The organism is Limnohabitans sp. INBF003, assembly GCF_055396645.1.
Window position 1 is genome coordinate 2,595,812 of the sequence record NZ_AP029222.1, and the last position, 23,157, is coordinate 2,618,968.

A 23,157-nucleotide genomic window follows, 5' to 3' on the forward strand; every position below is an offset into this window, starting at 1 on the left:
TCGCGGCCCCACCGATCTCTCAAGGCATGACCGACAAACGCGGTCCCTATAATGTGTGCACATTCAAAACGTGTCCCACCCTCGTCATTTCCAGACTCGGCCCAGCCGGGTAACCCAGCCGGATATTCCACTTGTCTGCCTCTGATCACAGCACCGCCACCGTCCTAGCACTGGTGGCTCCCGACATGGCCGAAGTCGACCGGGTCATCGCCCAGCGACTGGATTCAGGTGTCCCTTTGGTCGGCGAGGTGGCACGCTACATCATCTCGGCGGGTGGCAAACGCTTGCGTCCCGTGTTGCTGCTGCTGACCTGCGGCGCATTGGGCTATACCGGCACGCAACGCCACAATCTGGCCGCCGTGGTCGAATTCATCCACACGGCCACCTTGCTGCACGACGATGTGGTGGACGAATCCACCCTGCGGCGCGGCCGCCCCACGGCCAACGAAAATTTTGGCAACCCGGCCAGCGTGCTGGTGGGCGATTTTTTGTATTCGCGTGCCTTCCAGATGATGGTGGACGCCGACAGCATGCGCGTCATGCAAACCCTGGCCGATGCGACCAACGTGATCGCCGAAGGCGAAGTGCTGCAACTGATGAACATGCACGACGCCTCGCTGGACGAAGAAGGCTATCTGCGCGTCATCCGCTCCAAAACCGCCAAATTGTTCGAAGCCAGCGCCCGCTTGGGGGCCATTTTGGCGGGCAGCCCTGCTTCTGTTGAAGCGGCCTGCGCTGACTACGGTCAAGCCTTGGGCACAGCTTTCCAGGTCATCGATGATGTGCTCGACTACGACGGCAACACGGCTGAAATGGGCAAAAACCTGGGTGATGACTTGCGTGAAGGCAAAGCCACCCTGCCGCTGATTTTGGCCATGCAGCGTGGCAGCACAGCCCAAAGCCAGACCGTTCGCGAAGCCATTGAAACCGGCAGCGTCGACCGCCTGGCCGACATCGTGGCCATCGTGCGCGAAACCGGTGCCCTGGAGGCCACACGCAACGCAGCAGCAGCAGAAGCCCAACGGGCCATTGATGCCGCCATGCAACTGCCGGACAACGCACACCGTCAGGCCATGGTGCTGCTGGCCTCACAACTGCTGAACCGCCGAACCTGACCGTTTTTGCCGCTGATGAGCCCATCTCTGCGCAAGCTCAATACAGCCATCAGCCGATGGTTCATGATTCAGACAACCAGACAGGATTGAGAACCATGAAACTGACCCGTCCCATCGCCTGTGCCCTCTTGGGTTTATCGCTTCTCTTGTGCCAAGGCACCCAGGCCAGCACCAAGTGGGAGGCCCTCATGCTCAATGACCAAGGCCTGTTCTACATCGACCCCCAATCCATCACCGAAGAAGATGGCCGCAAAAAGGTGTGGAGCGCACTGGATTACAAGAAGCCCCAAACCACAGGCGATGGCAAGCCCTACTTGTCCATCCACTCACAGATCCAGGTCAATTGCCATTTGAAAATGGCCCGGGTTTTGCATCTGACCTATTACACCGGCCCGATGCTCACGGGCAAGGTCGTGAGTCGACAAGGCATGCTGCATGAGTGGCTGGACATCGACCCGACATCCCCCATTCAAAAAATCGCACGACGCGTTTGTTGAACAGAAAAACCCTGCAACGCTGACGTCAATCCGTCACGATTCGGCAAGGCTCTTTGATTTTCAGTTCTTGCCGTTTTTCTTCGCAATAACGCATGGCACGGCGTACCCCCTCAGCCGCCATTTTGATGTGCACGGAGCATTGCAAAGTCATTTTTTCAACGTCGCTGTGGTTGTCAAAAGCTGCTGCACAACGGCTGTTCCCGGTCATCTCCGGCTTGGTTTGTAGCCAAACCATCTTGAGCCCTTCGGGAATGTCCCTGACACGAACCGAAGGGTAAGCATCCGCTGCCATCAACGGGGCCGCGCTCGCGAACAAAAGAACGCTCAAGAACAGATTTTTCATAAGTAAGCCCATTTGCACTTTGATCATGTTCCAACAGCCCGACCCGCGACACGGGTGAGCCATCGTCACGGCTCAGTCCTTGGCATCACGCAACCGGATCACCTCTTCGCGCAAAGCATGAGCCCAAGCGCGGCGATCACGGCCTTCGGCGTACTGCAACTCGCCAAAATGGACCACCGCCGTGATGCGAGACGCAGTCAGTGTGCGCCAAATGGAACCCAACAAGGTGTCATCCCCGATGTAGCAAGGCGCAAAACTCGTCTCCCCACTTTGTGCATCGATGAACTGCAGCGACATCGGCTGCACAGGGGCTTCGGCCTGAATCGCGGATTGGATTAAGTTGGCGTGAAACGGCAGCAAGTCCCGGCCATCGCTGGTCGTACCCTCAGGAAAAACGGCCACCACATCGCCATTTTTCATGGCATCGGCCATGTCCTTCACCATGCGCAGGGCGTCTTTTCGGCTGGTGCGTTCAATGTAGAGCGTGCCTGCGCCGGTGGCCAAGGTGCTGACCAAAGGCCAACTCCGGATGTCTGACTTGGAGACAAAGCGGCAATGCCGGGCCGCATGAATGACCGAAATGTCCAACCATGAAATGTGGTTGGCCACAATCAGCGCCGGCCCATTGCGCACCGGCTGCCCCCGCACTTGGAGATGAATGTCCCAAAGCGCCAAGAATTGAAGGGCCCAGACTTGCACACGCATTTCACGCTGCTCGAGGCTGAGCCGGGGAAATCGGGTGTAAATCATCCACATGCCGAGCAGCACATGCCACAGGCCGCGCAACAATTTCCAGACGGCTTTCAGCGTTCGCATGTCGCTCCGAACGCCAAAAGCCAACAATCAGCTCGCATCGAACGCCACATGCCCACCAACCAGCGTGGTCAGCACGCGACCGGGCAGCTCGTAACCCGAAAACGGGGTGCTCTTGCCCTGGCTGCGCAGCGAGGCTTCGGTGACGGGCCAGTGGCCATCGGCCGACAACACGCACACATCGGCCACGCCGCCCACAGCCAGTTGGCCCACCGAGTCTTGCAAGCTGCCCAGCGCCGTGCCCAGCACGCGGGCGGGGTGGGCCGTGATGCGCGAGAGCACTTTGACCAGATCGATGCCGTCGTCCTGCCCCCACTTGAGGGCCAGGCTCCACAGCAGCTCCATGCCGGTGGCACCGGGTTCGGCTTCGGCAAAAGGCAGGGCTTTGGCATCGGCATCGACCGGGGTGTGGTCGGACACCAGCGCGTCCAGCGTGCCGTCGGCCAGGCCGGCGCGCAGGGCATCGCGGTCGCGCTGCTGACGCAGCACCGGCGTCAGGCGCGCACGGCTGTCAAAGTAGCCCATGTCGGCATCGGTCAGGTGCAGCGAATTGATGCTGACGTCGGCCGTGACCGGCAGGCCTTCGGCTTTGGCCTGGCGGATCAGTTCCACCCCGGCAGCGCTGCTGATGCGGCACAGGTGCACACGGGCGCGGGTGCTGCGCACCAGCTCAAAAATCGTGTGCAGGGCAATGGTTTCGGCAGCCACCGGCACGCCCGACAAACCCATGCGCGTGGCCAGTGCGCCGCTGGCGGCCACGCCTTTGCCCAGGTAAAACTCTTGCGGGCGCAGCCAGACCGTGAAGCCAAATGAGCTGGCGTATTGCAAAGCACGCTGCACCACCTGGGTGTTGGCCAGCGCCACTTCGGCCTGGCTGAAACCCACGCAACCGGCAGCCGTCAACTGGCCCATTTCGGTCAGCACATCGCCTTTGAGGCCCACGGTCAGTGCGCCCAGCGGCAGCACGCGGGCCTGGTGCAGTTTTTCGGCGCGGTAGCGCAGCATCTCGACCAGACCGGGCTCGTCAAGCACCGGCTCGGTGTCGGGCGGGCAGACCAGGCTGGTCACGCCACCGGACACGGCGGCGGCCATTTCGCTTTCCAGCATGCCCGCATGCTCCTGGCCGGGCTCGCGCAAGCGCGCCGCCAGATCGACCAGCCCCGGGGCCACGATGCAGCCTTGGGCGTTGATGACGCGGTTGGGCGTGAAATCGGCAGGGGCCTGGCCCATGGCCACGATGCGTCCGGCAGCGATGGCCAGGTCGGCGGTTTGGTCAAAGCCGCTGGCGGAGTCGATCACGCGGCCGTTTTGAATCAGGATTTTCATGTCTTGTGCCTTATGCCTCGTTGCCAGCCACGATGCTCATCACCGCCATGCGCACCGCGATGCCGAAAGTCACCTGCGGCAGGATCACGCTTTGCTGGCCATCGACCACGGCAGAGTCGATCTCGACGCCCCGGTTGATCGGGCCGGGGTGCATGACGATGGCGTCGGGCTTGGCCAGCTGGAGTTTTTCAGGGGTGAGGCCAAAGCTCTCGAAGTATTCCTGGCTGGAGGGCAGCAGCGCGCCGCTCATGCGCTCGTTTTGCAGCCGCAGCATGATGACCACGTCGCAACCCTTGATGCCTTCTTCCAGGTTGTTGAAGACGCGCACGCCCATCTGGGCCATGTCGGCGGGCACCAAGGTCTTGGGGCCGACGACGCGCACTTCTGCACAACCGAGCGTGGTAAGCGCATGGATGTCAGAGCGCGCCACACGCGAGTGCAGCACATCGCCCACGATGGCCACGGTGAGGTTGGCAAAGTCTTTTTTGTAGTGCCGGATGGTGTACATGTCCAGCAGCGCCTGCGTGGGGTGGGCGTGGCGCCCGTCACCGGCATTGACCACGTGTACATGGGGCGCAACGTGCTGCGCAATCAGGTAAGGCGCGCCCGACTCGCTGTGGCGCACCACAAAAATGTCGGCGGCCATGGCGCTCAGGTTGGCGATGGTGTCGAGCAGCGACTCGCCCTTGCTGGCCGACGAGCGGGCGATGTCGAGTGTGTAGACATCGGCCGACAGGCGGGTGGCCGCGATGTCGAAGGTGGTGCGGGTGCGGGTGCTGTTTTCAAAAAACAGGTTGAACACGCTCTTGCCGCGCAAGAGGGGCACCTTTTTGACTTCGCGGTCGCTGACGCTCACAAAATTTGACGCTGTGTCGAGGATGTGCGTAAGGATGTCCTTGGACAGGCCTTCAGTGGAGAGCAGGTGGATCAGCTCGCCGTTCTTGTTGAGTTGGGGGTTGTTGCGTTTGTAGAGCATGTTGTTTTCACCTCGTGGCCTGTTGAAGCGCCTTCAAGAAAGCGGGGCTTTGATCTCCACGTCAAAACTGAACCGCCCTGCCGCATCGCGGGCCAGCGCCAGCGATTGCGTCTCGGGCAGGGCCACACGAGCCGCGGCAAAGTCGGCCTGCACCGGAAGCTGACGCCCACCCCGGTCCACCAGCACCGCCAGTTGCACGCGGGCCGGACGGCCGTAATCGAAGATTTCATTGAGCACGGCGCGGATCGTCCGGCCGGTGTAGAGCACGTCGTCGAGCACCAGGATGTCGGCACCATCGACCTCGAATGGCAAATGGGTCTGCCCTCCCGCCGACAGGCCGCGCTGGGCAAAGTCGTCGCGGTGCATGACCGAGGACACGCGGCCCGACTCACCGGGCAAGGCCAGGTCGCGTTGCAGACGTTCGGCCAGCCAGGCACCGCCCGAGGTGATGCCCACCAAGCGGGTGTCGGCCTTGCACAGGCTGCGCACGCCGCGCAGCAATTCCGGGTACAAGGCCTCGGCATTCAGGGCGAGTGCGCTCATGGCAGGTTCCTTAAAAATTGGTCAAGAATGATCGCCGCCGCAGCGGCATCAGCGTCTTTGGCACCGTAGGAATGGGCTTCGGTGGTGGTGTAACGCTCGTCCACCTCGTACACCGCCAGGCCAAAACGGCCGCGCAACTGTCGGCCAAACTTGCGGGCGCGCAGGGTGTTTTCGTGCTCACCGCCATCCGGGTGGGTGGGCACGCCGATCACCAAGGCGTCGGGCTGCCACTCCTTGATGCGTTTGGCGATGTGTTCAAACCGGGCGTCGCCCTCGGCGGCAATCGTGCCTTGCGGGGTGGCAGACTTCATGAGGCGATTGCCCACGGCCACGCCGGTGCGCTTGAGGCCATAGTCAAACGCCAAAAAACTCTGGTGGTTGGCGGGCACAGTGTTGTCAGGGGCGCTGCTCATGCGTGCCCCGCTTCTGGCGAGAGCATCCAGCTTTTGAGGCCCAACAAGTCCAGGGCGCGGTCGTAGCGCTCGGCCATGGGCACATCAAAAATCACCTCGGCAGACGCCAGCACCGTGAGCCAGGTGTTTTCGCCCAGCTCGGACTCCAACTGGCCCTCGCCCCAGGACGAATAACCCAGGGTGATCAACACCCGACGTGGCCCGGCCCCGGAAGACAAGGCTTCGAGCACATCGCGTGAGGTGGTCATCTCCAGGCCGCCCGGCACCGCGAGGGTCGAGGCGTAAACGGAGCCAGCGCCCTCTTCGGTCTTTTCCATCACCACGGGGTCGTGCAACACAAAACCCCGTTCGGTCTGCACCGGGCCGCCCTGCGAGATCGGGTTTTGCACCAGGTCTTCGCGGCGCAGCGGCAAATCCACCTTGTCAAACAAAAGGCGCATGCTGATGTCAGAGGGTTTGTTGATGATCAGGCCCATGGCCCCACGGGCGCTGTGCTCGCACATGTAAATAACGCTGCGGGCAAAAGTCTCGTCCTCCAACCCGGGCATGGCGATCAGGAAATGATGCTTGAGGTCGATAGAGGCACAATCTGTCATGCACCGATTTTAGCGGTCTGGCCCCTGCGGGTTGGGCTGAAGGTGCCTTGATTGATCCAACCCGGCAAACCCTGATGGAAACCCCTTTTTCTTGTGGCCTGGTCTGGCTGCGGCGCGACCTGCGCGTGAGTGACCATGCCGCCCTGCACCAAGCCCTGAAGCACTGCCAACGCGTGCATGTGGTGTTCGTCTTTGACACCGAGATTCTGGACGCCCTGCCCCGCGCTGACCGCCGGGTGGAGTTCATCCGCGAGTCGCTGGTCGAGGTGGATGCCCAGTTGCGCGAACTGGCGGGCCACCCACAAGCGGGCCTGATCGTGCGCCACGGCGTGGCCAAAGACAAAATCGTCAAGCTGGCCCAGCACCTGCAAGCCCAGGCGGTGTTTGCCAACCACGACGACGAGCCCCAGGCGCTGGCACGCGACATTCAGGTGCGCGGCCATCTGGCCAACCACGGCATCGTGCTGCACACCTTCAAGGACCATGTGGTCTTTGAGCGCACCGAAGTGCTGACCCAAATGGCCAAGCCCTTCAGCGTGTTCACGCCTTACAAAAATGCCTGGCTGAAAAAAGTCACGCCTGAAGACCTGCAGGCTTTCGACGTGGCCCCACTGGCCAAACGCCTGGCACCACGACCCGACGACCTGGCCCAGCCCGTGCCCAGTCTACAAGACATCGGGTTTGAGCCCACCAACCTCAAGGCCCTGAAAATCCCGACGGGCGAATCGGGTGCCCAGGCCTTGCTGCAAGACTTTTTGACCCGAATCGACCAGTACGAAGACACGCGCAACTTCCCGGCCGTCAAAGGCCCCAGTTACCTGAGCGTGCATTTGCGCTTTGGCACCGTGTCGATCCGCCAACTCGCCCGCGAAGCCTACCCACGCATGCTGGCGGGCAGCCCGGGGGCCAGTGTTTGGTTGTCCGAATTGATCTGGCGGGATTTTTATGTGCAGGTGCTGCACAACTTTGCCCATGTGGGCCATGGCCAGAGCTTCAAACCCGACTACGACGCCATCCACTGGGAGCACGGCCCCCATGCCCATAAGCTGTTTGACGCCTGGTGCGAAGCCCGCACCGGCTACCCGCTGGTGGACGCGGCCATGCGCCAGCTCAACCAGACCGGCTACATGCACAACCGGCTGCGCATGGTGGTGGCCAGCTTTTTGGTCAAGGATTTAGGCATCGATTGGCGCTGGGGCGAAAAATACTTCGCCACCCACCTGAACGACTTTGACCTGTCGGCCAACAACGGCGGCTGGCAATGGGCCAGCTCCAGCGGTTGCGACGCACAGCCGTATTTCCGCATCTTCAACCCGATCAGCCAAAGCGAAAAATTCGACCCTGAGGGCAAATTCATCCGCCGCTATGTGCCCGAATTGGCGGCTCTGTCCACCAAAGACCTGCATGCGCCCTGGCTGGCCAAACCGCTTGAGCTGCAAGCGGCCGAAGTGGTGATCGGCAAAACCTACCCGGTGCCTATCGTGGACCACGCCGAAGCCCGCGAAAAAACGCTGGCACGCTACGCGGTGGTCAAGAAAAAGCCGTCTGAATAAGACGGCTTGGTGTGCGTTGGTGATCTGTTCAGATCAGATCGCCACCATCTCAAAGTCTTCCTTGCGGGCTGCGCACTCAGGGCAGGTCCAGTTCATGGGCACGTCTTCCCATTTGGTGCCCGGTGCAATGCCGTGCTCGGGGTCGCCCTCGGCTTCGTCGTAAATCCAGCCGCAAATCAGGCACATCCAGGTTTTGTGTTCCATCACAGTGTCGCAATCAAAGAGTCGAATAGAATGATTTGATTGTATCGGGCCCCGCCGAGTGCCCGGCTGAAGACCCTCTGAAGCCCTCCTGCCATTCGCCTTTCATGACCGATCACAACCCCGAATTCCCGCCTGAAACCGAGATCCTGAGCGACGAGGAAGAGTCTGCTGGCCTGGCCTGCGTGCTGTCCTTCAATGCCAACGACCCCAGTGGTGCGGGCGGGCTGACCTGCGATGCCACGGCCATGGCCTCGGTGGGGGCACATTGCTTGCCCGTGTGCACAGGAGCTTATGTGCGCGACACCAGCAGCATCACCGACTTTTACCCGCTCGACGAAGAAGCGGTGAACGACCAGGCCAGGGCTGTGGCCGAAGACGTGCCGGTGCAAGTCATCAAAGTCGGCTTTGTCGGCACGCCTGAAAGCCTGGCCATCGTGGCCGAGTTGGCCGACGACTACGACGGCGTGCCCGTGGTGGCCTACATGCCCAACCTGTCCTGGTGGGAAGACGACAAGATCGATGCTTATCTGGACGCCTTCCGCGAACTGCTGCTGCCGCAAACCAGCGTGCTGGTCGGGCACCACAGCACCTTGCGCCGTTGGCTGCTGCCCGAGTGGACGGGCGAGCGCAACCCCGGACCACGCGACATTGCCAAAGCGGCCGCCGAACTGGGCGTGCCCTACACCTTGGTCACGGGCCTGCCGCTGCCCGAACAACACATTGACAACGCACTGGCTTCACCCGAAACCGTGCTCAGCCACGAAAAGTTTGAACGCATCGAAGCTGTTTTTGCGGGCGCGGGCGACACCCTGACCGCGGCACTGGCTGCACTGCTGGCGACGGGCATGGACCTGCCCGAAGCCACCAACGAAGCTTTGCATTACCTGGACCGCTGCCTGGACGAAGGCTTCAGGCCCGGCATGGGCCAAGTCATCCCAGACCGCCTGTTCTGGGCATTGCCAGATGACGAAGACACCGACACGCCAGAAGGCCCCGAAGTGCATCCGGGTGCCGACTACTTTGAAGTCCCCTTCAACGAAACCAAACACTGAGCTTTTGAGAACCGACATGACCGACCGCAACCAGCAACTGTTTGACCGCGCCGCCCAAGTGATCCCCGGGGGCGTCAATTCGCCCGTGCGCGCCTTTCGCGCCGTGGGCGGAACACCCCGTTTTGTGCAGCGCGCCCAAGGCGCTTATTTTTGGGACGCCAACGGCCAGAAATACATCGACTACATCGGCTCCTGGGGCCCGATGATCCTGGGCCACGGCCACCCCGCCGTGCTCGAAGCGGTGCAAAAGGCGGCCCTGGACGGCTTTTCGTTCGGTGCGCCCACCGAACGCGAGATCGAGCTGGCCGAAGAAATCCTGAAATACGTCCCTTCGATGGAAATGGTGCGCTTGGTCAGCTCGGGCACCGAAGCAGGCATGAGCGCACTGCGCTTGGCACGCGGCGCCACCGGTCGCAACAAATTCATCAAGTTTGAAGGCTGCTACCACGGCCATGCGGATGCCCTGCTGGTCAAGGCTGGCTCGGGTCTGGCCACTTTTGGTAACCCCACCAGCGCGGGCGTGCCGCCCGAAGTGGTGCGTGACACCCTGGTGCTCGAATACAACAACATCACCGCCCTTGAAGAAGCCTTTGCCCTGCACGGCAAGGAACTGGCCTGCGTGATGATCGAGCCGATTGCGGGCAACATGAACTTTGTGCGGGCCAGCGTGCCCTTCATGAAGCGCTGCCGCGAGCTGTGCACCGAACACGGTGCGCTGCTGGTGCTTGACGAAGTGATGACCGGTTTTCGTGTGGCGCTGGGTTCGGCTCAAAGTGTCTACGCCAAAGAAATCCCTGGCTTCAAACCCGACCTCACGGTGCTGGGCAAAGTGATCGGCGGCGGCATGCCGCTGGCGGCCTTTGGCGGTCCGCGCGAGATCATGCGCCAATTGGCCCCAACCGGCCCGGTGTACCAAGCGGGCACGCTCAGCGGCAACCCGGTCGCCACCGCCTGCGGCCTGACCACGCTGCGCGAGATCGCCAAGCCTGGCTTTTGGGACGCCCTGAGCGGCCGCACGCAAAGCCTGGTCGACGGCCTCAAAGGCGCTGCGGCTGCAGCGGGCGTGCCGTTCAGCGCCGATTGCCAGGGCGGCATGTTCGGCTTTTTCCTGCTGCCCGAGCTGCCGCAAAACTACGCCAAAGTCATGACCAGCGACAGCCCCAAGTTCAACAAGCTGTTCCACGGCCTGCTCGATGGCGGCGTCTACATCGCGCCTGCGCTGTACGAAGCCGGTTTTGTGAGTGCGGCCCACACCGACGCCGACATCGCCGAAACCGTGCGGGTGGCCAGCGAAGTCTTTGCGACACTCTGACATGAAAGCGCTGCTGGTCACCTCCTTGCTGGTGTCAGCCAGCTTGGCGGGCGCGGACTTCGACAGCAGCCGTCTGTGGGTCAACGCCGGGTTTTACTCGGCCCACTTCGACACCGACAGAGGCCTGCGCAACGCCAACCCGGGCCTGGGCTTCGAATACAAGCTCGATGACAGCTGGTCGGCCACGGCGGGCCGCTTCATCAACAGCGACAGCGCGCACTCAAGTTATGTGGGCGCCTACTACCAACCCTGGACGGTGTCCGGCGTCAAGCTCGGTGTGGTCGGTGGTGCCTTCAACGGCTACCCCAAGGCCTTCAACGGCGGCTGGTTCCCGGCGGTCATCCCGGTGGCCTCATGGGAGGGTGAACGCATCGGCCTGAACCTGGCGCTGGTGCCGCCGCTCAAAGACCGGCTGTACGGTGCCGTGAGTTTTCAGCTCAAATTCAGACTGCCATGACGCACCACGCCTTCCGGCCAAGTCGCCGCACATGGCTGACTACCGCGCTGTGCTGCGCCATGCCCGTCTGGGGCCAGAGCCCGGTCTGGCCCAGCAAACCCATCAAACTGATCGTGGCCTACCCGCCTGGCGGGGTCAGCGACACGGTGGCCCGTGCACTGGCCGAGCAACTGAGTACACGGTTGGGTGTGCCCGTGCTGGTGGACAACCGCGCCGGGGCCGGTGGCTCGCTCGCGGTCAATGCGGCTGCCAAATCCGCGCCCGATGGTCACACCTTCGTGTTCACGGCCCTGTCGCCACTGACGCTCAGCCCGCACTTGGGGCACTTGCCCTACAACGCCGAGAAAGACATCACGCCTGTGGCGAGCGTGATGTACTCGCCCGTGCTGATCGCGGCAACACCTGCACTGGCCCAAGGCGACTTCAAGGCCCTGCTGGCACGCACAAGGCAACAGCCCGACGCCCTGCGGTGGGCCACATCGGGATCAGGCTCGCTCGGCCATCTGATGCTGGAGAACATCCGCGCCAGCGCGCAAGTGCGCATCACCCACGTGCCTTACAAAGGAGGCGGTCAGCAGATCACCGACGCCCTGAGCGGGCAGTTTGAAGTGCTCTCGACCAACGCTTCCGGCGTGGTCTTGCAGCACATCAAGGAGGGCCGTTTGCGTGCGCTGGCCGTGGGCGCTGCAGCCAGACTCGATGCGCTGCCCGGGGTACCCACACTGGCCGAGCTGGGCCTGGCTTCGGCCAACTTCAGCTCGCGTTTTGGCATCTTTGCCCCGGCCGGTGTGCCCGGTGCCATCGTTGAAAAGTTCAATGCGCACATCAACGCGGTGCTGGCCCTGCCCGCGCTGCGCGAACGCTTGCAAGCGGCCGAATGCGTGGCAGCGCCCGCCACAGTGGCCGAGTTTGCCAAAGCGGTAACCATCGAGTACAGGCACATGGGTGCCATCGTGCACGAGGCAAAAATCCAGGACGACTGAGGCCAGGCCAGCCCAAGCCTGCATCAGGCTTGCGACAAAACCAGACAACGCTCCAGACCAAAGCGCTCAAAGTCTCGGTCAAACGTGACCATGCGCAGGCCTGCGGCTTCGGCCGTTGCGGCAAAGCACAAGTCCGTCCACAAGCGGGTCGGCAAGGGGGTTGAGGCACTGCCCATCAAGCGAATCAATGCGTCATCAAAACCTGGTGGTTCGGGCAAAAACGACACTTGTGGTGCATCTAACCACTGCCGGTAAGTGGCCAACGCTTGGTGCATGGTCATGACATCACTCCCCATCAAGCGCGGCTGCGTCAACAGACGCACCAAAGCCGCCATGCTGGCCCGACTGAACCACAAAGGCGTGCCGCTTTCACACACAGACTGCCAATAACGCGTGGCCACCGCATGGAAGGGGTGCGATCGGTAAGACAAAGTCAACCAGACATTCACGTCCAGGAAGTCACCCGTCGACAAACGCCAACCCGGTGAAGCTTCAGCGACGTGCCATGAGTTGGATGATTCGCTCATCGTCTTCCTCGTTCAACAGGTCGTAAATACCGGCGTTGCTCATGAGATGCAGGGGCATGGCCAACGGCTCACCTGACCCAAACACGGGCCTGGCTTCAAACCGCTTTTGCGGGTCCACCACCTCGCGGGCGGTCAAACCCCGCTCGACCAACTCGATGACCAGGTCGCGCAGGGTTCGGCCCTCCTGGGCGGCCCGGGTTTTGAGGTGCTTGAACAGCGGATCGGGGATGTCAAGTGAAGTTCGCATGTCTGAATTTTTGCATAAACGCATCAATATGCGCAAGTGAACCTGACAGCCTGTGCCAGGCAGCCAGGACAAACCGGCGATAATTCGCCCCTGCATTCACGTCCGGACCGGGCGCTTGCCTACTCCCTTGGACTCCCCATGAAAAAGAATTTCCCCCTGCAAGCCGAAGGCAAGCACCCCGACCGCGTGCTCGAAGCCGTCAAACACGAGATCCGCAAATACTTCAAGCGCGAGCGCAACCGCGATGTGCCCAAAGGCGTGGACTTTTGGGACTTTGACTGCAAAGTGGGTCTGACGGCCGACAGCGCCGAAGTGGTGCGCGTGAGCGCTGTGATCGAAGCGGTGGACGCCGCAGCCAAAGCGGGTGCAACGTCGGTCTATGTGGAAATTTTGAGCAAGCACGGCGTGCGCGTGCTGAAGGCGCAAGACCACAGCAGTGGCGAAGACCACTTTGACGATCTGCGACAAGACTGATGCGAACCTGAGCCGGCTTGCGCAAGCCCGGATGAAGCTGGGCCCACGCCCGATCAAGTCCAGCAAAGTATTCAGCCAGCAGCGCAAAGCAGCACGGTCAACCCGGCGCAGTGACGCCCATGGCCTTACTTTGGCAAATCCGCGGCCGCAGCTGCCGCTCTCAACTTGTCCTTCTTGCTCAAACGCACCCCCTTGACGCCCCCATTGCCGGGTGACGGCGGTGGCGGGGTTTCGGTGGGCTCAAAGCCTGGGATTTGCTCCAAAGCGAGTTCCAGGCTTTCGCGTTTCTGGATCAACTTCCAGTGCGCGAGCGCAGCGGCGGTGACAAAGCTCACCGCATCACCGTGCGCCCCGGCCCGGCCCGTGCGGCCAATGCGGTGGGTGTAATCGGTGGCTGAGCGCGGCAAGTCGTAGTTGACCACCACGGGCAGCATGGCGATGTCGATGCCGCGAGAAGCCAGGTCGGTGGTCACCACCACATCCCAGCGACCGGCTTTGAACTCGCTCAAGACGTCCTGGCGTGCGCCTTGGCTCATCTCGCCATGAAAAGGCGTGGCATAGACGCCCGCTTTGTAGAGCTTGTTCGCCACATGCTCACAGGCATAGCGCGTGGCCACAAACACCAGCACCTGCTTCCAGCCGTTTTCTTGGATCAGGTGGCGCAACAAAGCGGTGCGGCTTTTTTCGTCCACCGCGATGGCGCGCTGGGTGATGTCGGGTTGGTGGCCTTCAAAGGCCTCGACCGTGATGCGCGCTGGATCGTGCAACAACTTGGCCGCCAAAGCTTCTACCTCGGGCGCAAACGTGGCTGAAAACAGCAAAGTCTGGCGCTTGGGCGGCAGCAGCGCCAGCACACGTTGCAACTCGTCGGCAAAGCCCAAGTCCAGCAGGCGGTCGGCTTCGTCCAGCACCAGGTGCTGCACATCGGCCAGGCGCACGGCGTTTTGGTCGATCAAATCGAGCAAGCGGCCAGGCGTGGCCACCAGGATGTCAGCACCGCCACGCAGCGCCATCATTTGCGGGTTGACCGAAACGCCGCCAAACACGGTGTTGACCTTGAGCGACTGCGGCAGCTTGTAAGCCAAATTGGCCAGCACATCACCGACTTGCACTGCCAGCTCGCGCGTGGGCACCAACACCAGCACACGCACCGGGCGGCGGTAATTGGTCTGGCGCGGCACAGCCAGCAAGTGCTGGAGCAGCGGCAGCGCAAAGGCCAGGGTCTTGCCCGAGCCGGTGGGTGCGGTGGCCCACACGTCGGCAAATTTCAAGGCAACAGGAATCGCCTCGGCCTGGATCGGGGTGGGGGCGTACAAGCCCATGTCACCCACGGCACGCAAGAGCGCGGGGGTCAGGCCAAGTGATTCAAAGTTCAAAATAGGCCAATCAATGACGGAAGTGACGCACACCCGTGAAGACCATCGCCACGCCGCGCTCATTCGCCGCGTCAATGACTTCCTGGTCGCGCATCGAGCCACCGGGCTGGGCCACGCAGGTCGCGCCTGCATCGACCACCACGTCGAGGCCGTCGCGGAAGGGGAAGAAGGCGTCGCTCGCCACCACGGTGTTTTGCAAACTCAACTTTGCTGCTTCAGCCTTGATGCTGGCGATGCGGGCAGAGTCCAGGCGACTCATTTGGCCAGCGCCCACGCCCATGGTCATCCCGTTTTTGCAGAACACGATGGCGTTGGATTTGACGAACTTGGCCACTTTCCAGGCGAACAGCAGGTCACCCAGTTCTTCAGGCGTGGGTTGCTTGACGGTGACGATCTTCAAGTCAGCCAAAGCCAACTCGTGGTTGTCGGCGCTTTGCAGCAAGAGGCCAGAGCCCACGCGCTTGGTCTCCAAAGCGTTGCGCACGTTGCCGTAGTCGGCAGGCAGCGCGATCTTCATCAGGCGCACATTGACTTTGCTCTTGAACACTTCCAGCGCTTCCGCGCTGAAGTCGGGGGCCATGAGCACTTCGACAAACTGCTTGCTCACGGCTTCGGCAGCGGCTTTGTCCACCGGGCGGTTGAAAGCGATGATGCCGCCGAACGCGCTGGTGGGATCGGTCTGGAAGGCTTTGCTGTAGGCCTCGAGCGGGTTCGCGCCCACGGCCACGCCGCAGGGGTTGGCGTGCTTGACGATCACACAGGCGGTGGTCTCGAAACTCTTGACGCATTCCCACGCCGCATCGGCGTCGGCGATGTTGTTGTAGGACAGTTCTTTGCCTTGCAGCTGCACGCCAGTGGCGAGCGAACCGGCAGCGGGGGCCAGGTCGCGGTACCAGGCCGCTTGCTGATGGCTGTTTTCGCCGTAGCGCAGGTCTTGCACCTTGACATATTGCTCGTTGAATTGGCCGCTGAACTGGGCACGCTCGGGCACGTAGTCTTCGCTGAGTTTTTCAGCTTCAAAGTTCACGCTGGAGAGGTAGTTGCTGATGGCGCTGTCGTATTGGCTGATGCGGTTGAACGCGGCCACCGACAGGGCAAAGCGCAATTTGTCGCTGAGCTTGCCGTCGGCTTTCAGCTCGGCCATCACGGCGGGGTACTGGCTGGCGTCGGTGACGATGCCCACGTCTTTCCAGTTTTTGGCGGCCGAGCGCACCATGGCGGGGCCGCCTATGTCGATGTTTTCAATCGCGTCGGCCAGCGTACAGCCAGGCTTGGCCACCGTCGCTTCAAAGGGGTAGAGGTTGACGATCAACAAATCGATGGTCTCGATGCCATGCGCCTGCAAAGCGGCCATGTGCTCGGGCGTGTCGCGGCGGGCCAGCAGACCGCCGTGCACTTTGGGGTGCAGGGTTTTGACGCGGCCGTCCAGCATTTCGGGGAACTGGGTGACTTCGGCCACTTCGGTCACGGGCAAGCCTTGCTCGGCCAGCAGCTTGGCGGTGCCGCCGGTGGAAATCAGGCTCACGCCCAGGGCGTGCAGGTCTTTCGCCAGTTCGACGATGCCGGTTTTGTCAGAGACGGAAATCAGGGCTCTCATGGGGGCTTTCTTCAACAAAGGTCAGATCAGGGGGCCGGGGTACACGGTTCTGGCAGGTATTCAGGCAGGCCGGGACGGCCCGGCCACAACAATTCATTTGAGCAGGTCGTGCTCCAGCAGTTTCTTGCGCAGGGTGTTGCGGTTCAGGCCCAGCCATTCGGCGGCGCGCGACTGGTTCTGGCCCGACTGGCTCATCACCACATCGAGCAGGGGTTTTTCCACCAGCTTGACCAGCATGTCGTACAGGCCGGTCGGGTCGGTGCCGTCCAGGTCACGGAAGTAGGTTTCCAGGTTGTCCCGGATGCAGTTTTCTATCGATTGGGGTTCGCTCATTGCAATGTCTCCAAAACCGGCTGCGCACGCTGCGCGGGCAAGCGGTCCATCTGGCTGGCCAGGCCGTCCAGGTAATGGGCCACCGCAGCCAACTGCTGCGGGGCGGTCTCCAGGGTGTTCATGTGTTCACGGAAGGTGTCGCCGCCGGGCAGCGCACGCACATACCAGCCGATGTGTTTGCGCGCCGAGCGCACGCCGGTGTATTCGCCATACAGGCCGTAGTGGTCTTGCAGGTGCTCCAGCAGGGCGCGGCGCACCTCGGCCACCAGCGGCGGGGCCAGGTGTTCGCCCGTGGCCAAAAAATGGCCGATCTCGCGAAAAATCCAGGGGCTGCCTTGTGCGGCGCGGCCGACCATCACGGCGTCGGCGCCGGTGAACTTCAACACGTCGCGGGCTTTTTCGGGCGAATCGATGTCGCCATTGGCCACCACCGGGATCTTGAGCGCGGCTTTGACGGCGGCCACGGTGTCGTATTCGGCCAGGCCTTTGTAACCCTGCTCGCGGGTGCGGCCGTGCACGGTGACCATTTGCACCCCGGCGCTCTCGGCGGCGCGGGCCAGGCTCAGGGCGTTTTTTTCGGCATCGCACCAGCCAGTGCGCATCTTCAAGGTCACGGGCACGCCGTGTGGCTGCGCTGCGGCCACCACGGCAGCAATGATCTCCAGCGCCAGCGGCTCGTCCTGCATCAGGGCGGAACCGGCCCATTTGTTGCAGACTTTTTTGGCGGGGCAGCCCATGTTGATGTCGATGATCTGCGCGCCCCGATCGATGTTATAGCGCGTGGCGTCGGCCATCATTTGCGCCTCGGTTCCTGCGATCTGCACCGCAATCGGCCCCGGCTCGCCCTCGTGGTTGGCGCGGCGCGAAGTTTTGAGCGAAGCCCACAAGTCAGGCCGCGAGGTCACCATTTCGCTCACGGCATAGCCCGCCCCGAACTGTCTGCACAGCTGACGGAAAGGCCGGTCCGTCACCCCCGCCATGGGGGCGACAAACAAATTGTTGGGCAAAAGGAAGGAGCCAATCTGCATGACTGGAAGTGGGTACCGAAATGGGGAATGCCTAAAAAGGAGGCACGATTGTAGTTGCTTAATATTTCAGCAGCTGACATGCGAATGTGCTAAGCGCTGATGCAGCGCAAACACCCCATCAACCAGCGCCTTGTTCACCTCGCTACACTGAGTCCGATGGAAATTTGGCTCAATCAATTGCTGCAATGGCTGGCCCTGCCACAACATGGTCTCAGCACCGTGTTTGTGGTGTCTTTCATCTCAGCCACTTTGTTGCCCATGGGCTCCGAGCCCGCCGTGTTCGGCTTGGTCAAACTCAACCCCGAACTGTTCTGGGCTGCCATCGGGGTGGCCACAGCGGGCAACACCTTGGGCGGCATGCTCAGCTGGTGGATGGGCTGGGGCACACACCAAGCGGTGGACCGCTGGAAACACGCCAGCGCAGACCGGCAGGCCCTGAAATGGCTTGAAAAGCTCGGCCCCAAAGCCTGCTTGCTGTCCTGGCTGCCGGTGGTGGGCGACCCGATTTGTGCCGTGGCGGGTTGGCTCAAGATGCCGCTTTGGCCTTGCACGCTGTACATGGCCATCGGCAAATTCGGGCGCTATCTGGTCATGACGGGTGGATTGCTCTGGTTTTTTCCTCAAGGCGTGATGACATGAAGATTTCTCGAGCACTTCGTTGGCTGGCTCTGGCTGTTTTGTTGACGCTGGCCGCAGGCATCGGTCTGTCATGGGCACCCGAACGCAGCGCAGACAGCCTGAAGACCCGCTGGGCAGCTGCGCCGTCCCAATTCGTGGCGCTGCAAGGCATGCAAGTGCACCTGCGCGACGAAGGCCCACGGGATGACCCCGAACCCATCGTGCTGATCCACGGCACCTCGGCCAGCCTGCACACCTGGGACGGTTGGACAGAGGCACTGAAAACCCAACACCGCGTGATCCGCATGGACCTGCCCGGTTTCGGGCTGACCGGCCCCGCACCGGACAACGACTATCGGATCGAGCGGTATGCCGACTTCATCGTGGCCCTGATGGACCACCTCAAGATTCGCCAGGCGGTCTTGGCCGGCAATTCATTGGGCGGCGGCATCGCCTGGCGCACCGCAGTGCAGCACCCCGAGCGGGTCAACCGCTTGGTGCTGGTGGACGCCATTGGGTACCCGCTGCAATCGACCTCGGTGCCGCTGGGCTTTCGGCTGGCACAGATCGGCTGGCTCAAACCGGTCATGAGCCAGCTCTTGCCCCGACGCATGATCGAAGCCAGCGTGCGCAATGTGTACGCGGACCCCAGCAAAGTCACCCCCGAGCTGGTGGACCGTTATTACGAACTGACGCTGCGTGCAGGCAACCGCGACAGCCTGACCCGGCGCATCCAATTGCGCGAGACCGATGCCCTGTCCGCCGGGCTGGTCAAAACCATCCGGCAGCCCACGCTCATTCTGTGGGGGGCGCAAGACAAGCTCATCCCCAAGCCGTCGGGTCAGCGTTTTCACCAGGACATTGCGGGCAGCCAATATGTGGTGTTCGAGGGTCTGGGCCATGTGCCTCAAGAAGAAGACCCCCAGCGCAGCGTGGCGGAGGTGTTGAAGTTTCTGGCGACCAAGCGCTGACCAACACATTTGCCCAACAAAAAACCGCGCCATGGCGCGGTTTTTTTATTGAAGCCGTGAAGGGCTCAAGAGCTGAACAAAAAGTTCATCACATCGCCATCCTTGACGACGTATTCCTTGCCTTCGGCGCGCATCTTGCCCGCGTCTTTGGCACCTTGCTCGCCCTTGAAGGCGATGAAGTCGTCAAACGCGATGGTCTGGGCGCGGATGTAGCCTTTTTCAAAGTCGGTGTGGATCACACCCGCCGCTTGCGGACCGGTGTCGCCCACGTGGATGGTCCAGGCGCGCACTTCTTTCACGCCGGCGGTGAAATAGGTTTGCAGGCCCAACAAGTTGTAGGCCGAACGGATCAGGCGGTTCAGGCCGGGTTCTTCCTGGCCCAATTCCTTCAAAAATTCCAGGCGGTCGGCATCGTCCATCTCGGACAACTCGGCTTCGATCTTGGCGCAAATGGCCACCACAGGCGCGTTTTGCTTGGCGGCAAAGGCCTTGAGGCGGTCGAGGAAGGGGTTGTTCTCGAAGCCGTCTTCCGACACGTTGGCCACGAACATGGCGGGCTTGGCCGTGATGAAGAAGAACTGCTTGAGTTCGGCGCGCTCTTCCTTGCTGAAGTCGATGGTGCGCACAGGCTGGGTGTCGTTCAGAGCCGTCTGGCACTTTTCCAACACTGCCATTTGCTTGACGGCTTCCTTGTCACCGGAACGGGCAATTTTGCTCACACGGTGAATGGCTTTTTCCACCGCAGCCAGATCGGCCAGGCACAGCTCGGTCTGGATGACCTCGATGTCGGCGATCGGGTCCACCTTGTTGGCCACGTGGATCACGTTGTCATCTTCAAAGCAGCGCACCACGTTGACGATGGCATCTGTCTCGCGGATGTGGGCCAGAAACTTGTTGCCCAGGCCTTCGCCCGTGCTGGCACCGGCCACCAGGCCTGCAATGTCCACAAACTCGACGATGGCGGGCACGATGCGCTCGGGCGTGATGATCTCGGCCAGTTGCTGCAGGCGCGGGTCCGGCACCTCGACCACGCCGGTGTTGGGCTCGATGGTGCAAAAAGGGTAGTTTTCGGCCGCAATACCGGCTTTGGTCAGGGCGTTGAAAAGGGTGGATTTGCCGACGTTGGGCAAACCCACGATGCCGCATTTGAGGCTCATGGAAGACTTTCGGTGATTCGGGAGAAATTCTTGAATTAACCGGTGATTTTAACGGCTGGGTCTGCGCCCGGGGGCCACCTACAATGCGGGCATGGCAAACCCTCCCGATATTTGCATCCGTGGCGCTGGCATCGTAGGCCGCACTTTGGCCTTGTTGCTGGCCCGTGAACGGCTGAACGTGGCCTTGGTGGAGGCCCCCACAGCGGCCACCGCTGATGTTCGGGCTTACTCGCTCAACGGCGCTGCCATGGCGTTGCTGCAAGACCTGCGCTGCTGGCCTGACAGCCCGGCCGTGACCCCCGTGCACCAGATGCAGGTGTGGGGCGACCACGGCGGTCAACTGAACTTTGGCGCCAGCGAACAAGGCGTGGGCGAACTCAACTGGATGGTGGATGTGCCGGTGCTGGAAGCGCGCTTGGCCGAAGCCGTCCGGTTTCAACCCCAGATTGAAGTGGTGCAGGCCCCGGTGGCCGCGCCGCTCACCGTGGTGTGCGAAGGCCGCGCCAGCCAAACCCGGGCCGAGCTGGATGTGGGCTTTGACATCACCCATTACGAACAACATGCCGTGGCGACCAGACTGGTGTGCGAACAAGCACACCAAGGCATCGCCCGGCAATGGTTTGGCTGGAGCCAGGTGCCTGGCCTGTCACAGCCCCAAGCCGAAATTCTGGCTCTACTGCCTTTGGGTGGCGAAGGCGGGCACGAGGTGGCACTGGTCTGGTCGGTGCACCCCTTGCGCGCGCAAGCCTTGATGTCACTGCCCCCTGAGGACTTTGCAGCCGAATTGGGCCAAGCCTGCGGTTTGACCCTGGGCCGCATGAGCCTGTCGGCCGAGCGTGCCGTGTGGCCGCTGCAACTGGCCCGCGCCAACCGCTGGATCGGTGCCGTGCGGGGCGCGACAAAACAGTCTTTTGCCTTGGCGGGCGATGCGGCACACGCCCTGCACCCTTTGGCAGGCCAAGGCCTGAACGTGGGCCTGGCCGATGTGGCCGAGCTGGTGCGCGTGATCAAGGCCAAGGAATTCTGGCGTCCGCTGCACGATCTGAAACTGCTGCGCCGCTACGAACGCGCCCGGCAGGCCGACGTGCAGGCCATGGGCTTGGTCACCGACGGCTTGCAGCGCCTGTTTGCCCAACCCGGCCCCATCTGGCAAAACCTGCGCAACTGGGGCATGCAAGGCTTTGACCGCAGCGGCCCCCTGAAAAGCTGGATGACCCGGCAAGCCATGGGCCAATCAACTGGTTCGCATTGACCTCCCATTGACCCCACACTGAAACCCCTCTTTTTGAACCCGAAAGAAATCCGATGAAGTTTGTCCGTTTGATGCTGGTATCGCTCGTGGCGCTGGCATCCCTGTCCATGAGCACGGCATTTGCCCAGGAAGCGAGCCTGCGCAAAAACCTGAGCGAGCGCTTGCCCAATCTGCCCAAAATCGATGAAGTGAGCAAAACGCCGATGAACGGCCTGTATGAGCTGCGCATGGGCAATGACGTGATGTACAGCGACGCCGAAGGTAACTTTCTGATCCAAGGGGCGCTGATCGACGTGAAACAAAAGCGCAACCTGACCGAAGAGCGCATGGAAAAACTCTCGTCCATCCCGTTTGACCAATTGCCCCTGAAAAACGCCTTTACCCAAGTGCGCGGCAACGGCAAACGCAAGCTGGCGATCTTTGCCGACCCCAACTGCGGCTACTGCAAGCGCTTTGAAAAAGACCTGCAAAAACTGGACAACGTGACGATCTACCACCTGCTCTACCCCATCCTGGGCGACGACTCCAAAACCAAATCCAAAAACATCTGGTGCGCCAAAGACAAGGCCAAGGTCTGGAACGACTGGATGATCAACGGCACAGCCCCTGCAGCGGCCAACTGTGACACGACTGCCGTGGACGCCAACGTCGAATTTGGCAAAAAACAACGCATCACCGGCACCCCCACGCTGCTGTTTGCCGATGGCTCGCGAGTGCCCGGTGCAGTGCCGATCGCCCAAGTCGAAAAAATGCTGGCAGAAATCAAATGATGAACACCCCACACCCCGAAGACCCCACCTGGCACCTGATCCGCCGCCTTGGATACGCCGGCTTGGTTCCGTTTGTCTTTTTGGCGCTGTGCCTGTGGTCAGTTGGCCCGGACATTCATCCTTATGTGGCCCTGTCCATGCAAAGCTATGGCGCGGTGATCGTGTCCTTTTTGGGCGGCATCCATTGGGGCGTGGGTTTTCGCAACGCGCTGATCGCGCCCAACGCACCGCGCATCCATTTCACCTGGGGCGTGGTGCCCACCTTGCTGGCCTGGGTGGCCGTGATGATGCCCGCCTTTGCCGGTTTGCCCCTGCTGGGCTTTGTGTTGATCGGCTGTTATGTCGTGGACCGCCGCACCTGGCCTGCCGCAGGCCTGGCCCCTTGGCTGCCCATGCGCTTGCAACTGACCATCGTGGCCAGCCTGAGCTGCTTTTTGGCCGCGGGGGCGACCTGAGCAAGTGCTTGCGGGATTCTTGCCTGGACGCCATGCCGGATAGCCGTTTGGACCAGTCTCTCGGCTGCTTGATGAATTCCTTGTGGGAGGTCGCCCCTGCGGCCGAATGGTGAAAAGACCCGCCAGCTCAATCAGGCCACAACGCCCAAACAACATTCGCGAGCAGGGG

28 protein-coding genes are annotated in these 23,157 nt (G+C 61.8%); 13 read left to right on the plus strand and 15 right to left on the minus strand.

Annotated features, from left to right (window positions below; all coding sequences use genetic code 11):
* Window positions 1–131 precede the first annotated feature (131 nt).
* Together ACZ5VE_RS11880 and ACZ5VE_RS11885 are read left to right on the plus strand one after the other, a co-directional pair.
* On the plus strand, window positions 132–1,115 hold the full coding sequence (locus ACZ5VE_RS11880) for a polyprenyl synthetase family protein (RefSeq protein WP_464455365.1): 984 nt from the start codon (window positions 132–134) through the stop codon (window positions 1,113–1,115).
* A 95-nt stretch (window positions 1,116–1,210) separates the two neighbouring features.
* Entirely contained in the window at window positions 1,211–1,612 is a 402-nt protein-coding gene (locus tag ACZ5VE_RS11885) for a surface-adhesin E family protein (RefSeq protein ID WP_464455366.1), read from the plus strand.
* Between the two features lie 25 nt (window positions 1,613–1,637).
* Here ACZ5VE_RS11885 and ACZ5VE_RS11890 read toward each other — a convergent pair whose 3' ends face one another.
* Genes ACZ5VE_RS11890 through ACZ5VE_RS11920 form a run of 7 tightly spaced genes read right to left on the minus strand, consistent with a single transcriptional unit; the run spans window position 1,638 to window position 6,622 of the window.
* Window positions 1,638–1,982, minus strand: coding sequence for a hypothetical protein (locus tag ACZ5VE_RS11890; protein ID WP_464455367.1), 345 nt, complete (start codon window positions 1,980–1,982; stop codon window positions 1,638–1,640).
* A gap of 45 nt (window positions 1,983–2,027) precedes the next feature.
* On the minus strand, window positions 2,028–2,771 hold the full coding sequence (locus ACZ5VE_RS11895; RefSeq protein WP_464455368.1) for a lysophospholipid acyltransferase family protein: 744 nt from the start codon (window positions 2,769–2,771) through the stop codon (window positions 2,028–2,030).
* A 27-nt stretch (window positions 2,772–2,798) separates the two neighbouring features.
* Window positions 2,799–4,094 carry a dihydroorotase gene (locus ACZ5VE_RS11900; protein WP_464455369.1) on the minus strand — a complete coding sequence of 432 codons (1,296 nt, stop codon included), beginning with the start codon at window positions 4,092–4,094 and terminating at the stop codon, window positions 2,799–2,801.
* 10 nt (window positions 4,095–4,104) lie between these two features.
* A complete protein-coding gene (locus ACZ5VE_RS11905) occupies window positions 4,105–5,070 on the minus strand; it encodes an aspartate carbamoyltransferase catalytic subunit (protein WP_464455370.1) in 966 nt (321 codons plus the stop codon).
* 33 nt (window positions 5,071–5,103) lie between these two features.
* Window positions 5,104–5,613: a bifunctional pyr operon transcriptional regulator/uracil phosphoribosyltransferase PyrR gene (gene pyrR / locus ACZ5VE_RS11910; protein WP_464455371.1), complete on the minus strand. Its 510-nt coding sequence runs from the start codon at window positions 5,611–5,613 to the stop codon at window positions 5,104–5,106.
* Entirely contained in the window at window positions 5,610–6,026 is a 417-nt protein-coding gene (ruvX, locus tag ACZ5VE_RS11915) for a Holliday junction resolvase RuvX (protein ID WP_464455372.1), read from the minus strand. The genes pyrR and ruvX overlap by 4 nt, the downstream gene beginning before the upstream one ends.
* Entirely contained in the window at window positions 6,023–6,622 is a 600-nt protein-coding gene (locus tag ACZ5VE_RS11920; RefSeq protein ID WP_464455373.1) for a YqgE/AlgH family protein, read from the minus strand. Before ACZ5VE_RS11920 ends, ruvX begins: the two co-directional genes overlap by 4 nt.
* A 74-nt stretch (window positions 6,623–6,696) precedes the next feature.
* Between ACZ5VE_RS11920 and ACZ5VE_RS11925 the strand changes: the two genes are divergently transcribed.
* Entirely contained in the window at window positions 6,697–8,175 is a 1,479-nt protein-coding gene (locus ACZ5VE_RS11925; protein WP_464457496.1) for a cryptochrome/photolyase family protein, read from the plus strand.
* Between the two features lie 33 nt (window positions 8,176–8,208).
* On the opposite strand, the gene ACZ5VE_RS11930 is transcribed toward ACZ5VE_RS11925, so the two are convergent.
* Window positions 8,209–8,379: a rubredoxin gene (locus ACZ5VE_RS11930; protein ID WP_019427587.1), complete on the minus strand. Its 171-nt coding sequence runs from the start codon at window positions 8,377–8,379 to the stop codon at window positions 8,209–8,211.
* 104 nt (window positions 8,380–8,483) lie between these two features.
* Between ACZ5VE_RS11930 and thiD the strand changes: the two genes are divergently transcribed.
* Genes thiD through ACZ5VE_RS11950 form a run of 4 tightly spaced genes read left to right on the plus strand, consistent with a single transcriptional unit; the run spans window position 8,484 to window position 12,183 of the window.
* Entirely contained in the window at window positions 8,484–9,431 is a 948-nt protein-coding gene (thiD, locus tag ACZ5VE_RS11935) for a bifunctional hydroxymethylpyrimidine kinase/phosphomethylpyrimidine kinase (RefSeq protein ID WP_464455374.1), read from the plus strand.
* Window positions 9,432–9,447: 16 nt separating this feature from the next.
* Window positions 9,448–10,743, plus strand: coding sequence for a glutamate-1-semialdehyde 2,1-aminomutase (hemL, locus tag ACZ5VE_RS11940; protein ID WP_464455375.1), 1,296 nt, complete (start codon window positions 9,448–9,450; stop codon window positions 10,741–10,743).
* A 1-nt stretch (window position 10,744) separates the two neighbouring features.
* The gene (locus tag ACZ5VE_RS11945; RefSeq protein ID WP_464455376.1) at window positions 10,745–11,200 is read left to right on the plus strand and encodes a hypothetical protein; all 456 of its coding nucleotides are present in this window, start codon (window positions 10,745–10,747) and stop codon (window positions 11,198–11,200) included.
* Window positions 11,197–12,183, plus strand: a complete 987-nt coding sequence (locus ACZ5VE_RS11950) for a Bug family tripartite tricarboxylate transporter substrate binding protein (RefSeq protein WP_464455377.1) — start codon at window positions 11,197–11,199, stop codon at window positions 12,181–12,183. The genes ACZ5VE_RS11945 and ACZ5VE_RS11950 overlap by 4 nt, the downstream gene beginning before the upstream one ends.
* Before the next feature lie 23 nt (window positions 12,184–12,206).
* Here the strand turns inward: ACZ5VE_RS11950 and ACZ5VE_RS11955 are convergent, their stop codons facing one another.
* Window positions 12,207–12,710, minus strand: coding sequence for a TA system VapC family ribonuclease toxin (locus ACZ5VE_RS11955; protein ID WP_464455378.1), 504 nt, complete (start codon window positions 12,708–12,710; stop codon window positions 12,207–12,209).
* Window positions 12,676–12,957: a hypothetical protein gene (locus ACZ5VE_RS11960; protein ID WP_464455379.1), complete on the minus strand. Its 282-nt coding sequence runs from the start codon at window positions 12,955–12,957 to the stop codon at window positions 12,676–12,678. The genes ACZ5VE_RS11955 and ACZ5VE_RS11960 overlap by 35 nt, the downstream gene beginning before the upstream one ends.
* 138 nt (window positions 12,958–13,095) lie before the next feature.
* Between ACZ5VE_RS11960 and ACZ5VE_RS11965 the strand changes: the two genes are divergently transcribed.
* Complete coding sequence (locus ACZ5VE_RS11965) at window positions 13,096–13,431, plus strand: DUF6172 family protein (RefSeq protein WP_464455380.1); 336 nt, start codon at window positions 13,096–13,098, stop codon at window positions 13,429–13,431.
* A gap of 125 nt (window positions 13,432–13,556) precedes the next feature.
* Here the strand turns inward: ACZ5VE_RS11965 and ACZ5VE_RS11970 are convergent, their stop codons facing one another.
* The 4 genes from ACZ5VE_RS11970 to dusB all read right to left on the minus strand — a co-directional run bounded on the left by ACZ5VE_RS11970 (window position 13,557) and on the right by dusB (window position 17,765).
* The gene (locus ACZ5VE_RS11970) at window positions 13,557–14,807 is read right to left on the minus strand and encodes a DEAD/DEAH box helicase (RefSeq protein ID WP_464455381.1); all 1,251 of its coding nucleotides are present in this window, start codon (window positions 14,805–14,807) and stop codon (window positions 13,557–13,559) included.
* 10 nt (window positions 14,808–14,817) lie between these two features.
* Window positions 14,818–16,404, minus strand: a complete 1,587-nt coding sequence (gene purH, locus ACZ5VE_RS11975) for a bifunctional phosphoribosylaminoimidazolecarboxamide formyltransferase/IMP cyclohydrolase (protein WP_464455382.1) — start codon at window positions 16,402–16,404, stop codon at window positions 14,818–14,820.
* A gap of 93 nt (window positions 16,405–16,497) precedes the next feature.
* Entirely contained in the window at window positions 16,498–16,737 is a 240-nt protein-coding gene (locus tag ACZ5VE_RS11980; RefSeq protein WP_464455383.1) for a Fis family transcriptional regulator, read from the minus strand.
* Entirely contained in the window at window positions 16,734–17,765 is a 1,032-nt protein-coding gene (gene dusB, locus ACZ5VE_RS11985) for a tRNA dihydrouridine synthase DusB (protein WP_464455384.1), read from the minus strand. The genes ACZ5VE_RS11980 and dusB overlap by 4 nt, the downstream gene beginning before the upstream one ends.
* Window positions 17,766–17,921: 156 nt before the next feature.
* Here dusB and ACZ5VE_RS11990 point away from each other — a divergent pair, with 156 nt between their 5' ends.
* Window positions 17,922–18,404, plus strand: a complete 483-nt coding sequence (locus tag ACZ5VE_RS11990; RefSeq protein WP_464455385.1) for a YqaA family protein — start codon at window positions 17,922–17,924, stop codon at window positions 18,402–18,404.
* Complete coding sequence (locus ACZ5VE_RS11995; RefSeq protein ID WP_464455386.1) at window positions 18,401–19,354, plus strand: alpha/beta fold hydrolase; 954 nt, start codon at window positions 18,401–18,403, stop codon at window positions 19,352–19,354. Before ACZ5VE_RS11990 ends, ACZ5VE_RS11995 begins: the two co-directional genes overlap by 4 nt.
* Window positions 19,355–19,419: 65 nt before the next feature.
* Here ACZ5VE_RS11995 and ychF read toward each other — a convergent pair whose 3' ends face one another.
* The gene (gene ychF / locus ACZ5VE_RS12000; RefSeq protein WP_464455387.1) at window positions 19,420–20,511 is read right to left on the minus strand and encodes a redox-regulated ATPase YchF; all 1,092 of its coding nucleotides are present in this window, start codon (window positions 20,509–20,511) and stop codon (window positions 19,420–19,422) included.
* 91 nt (window positions 20,512–20,602) lie between these two features.
* Between ychF and ACZ5VE_RS12005 the strand changes: the two genes are divergently transcribed.
* The 3 genes from ACZ5VE_RS12005 to ACZ5VE_RS12015 are packed head-to-tail and all read left to right on the plus strand — an operon-like array spanning window position 20,603 to window position 22,988.
* On the plus strand, window positions 20,603–21,763 hold the full coding sequence (locus ACZ5VE_RS12005) for an FAD-dependent monooxygenase (protein ID WP_464455388.1): 1,161 nt from the start codon (window positions 20,603–20,605) through the stop codon (window positions 21,761–21,763).
* A 53-nt stretch (window positions 21,764–21,816) separates the two neighbouring features.
* Window positions 21,817–22,533: a DsbC family protein gene (locus ACZ5VE_RS12010; RefSeq protein WP_464455389.1), complete on the plus strand. Its 717-nt coding sequence runs from the start codon at window positions 21,817–21,819 to the stop codon at window positions 22,531–22,533.
* Window positions 22,530–22,988, plus strand: coding sequence for a DUF3429 domain-containing protein (locus tag ACZ5VE_RS12015; protein ID WP_464455390.1), 459 nt, complete (start codon window positions 22,530–22,532; stop codon window positions 22,986–22,988). The genes ACZ5VE_RS12010 and ACZ5VE_RS12015 overlap by 4 nt, the downstream gene beginning before the upstream one ends.
* Window positions 22,989–23,157: the final 169 nt, after the last annotated feature.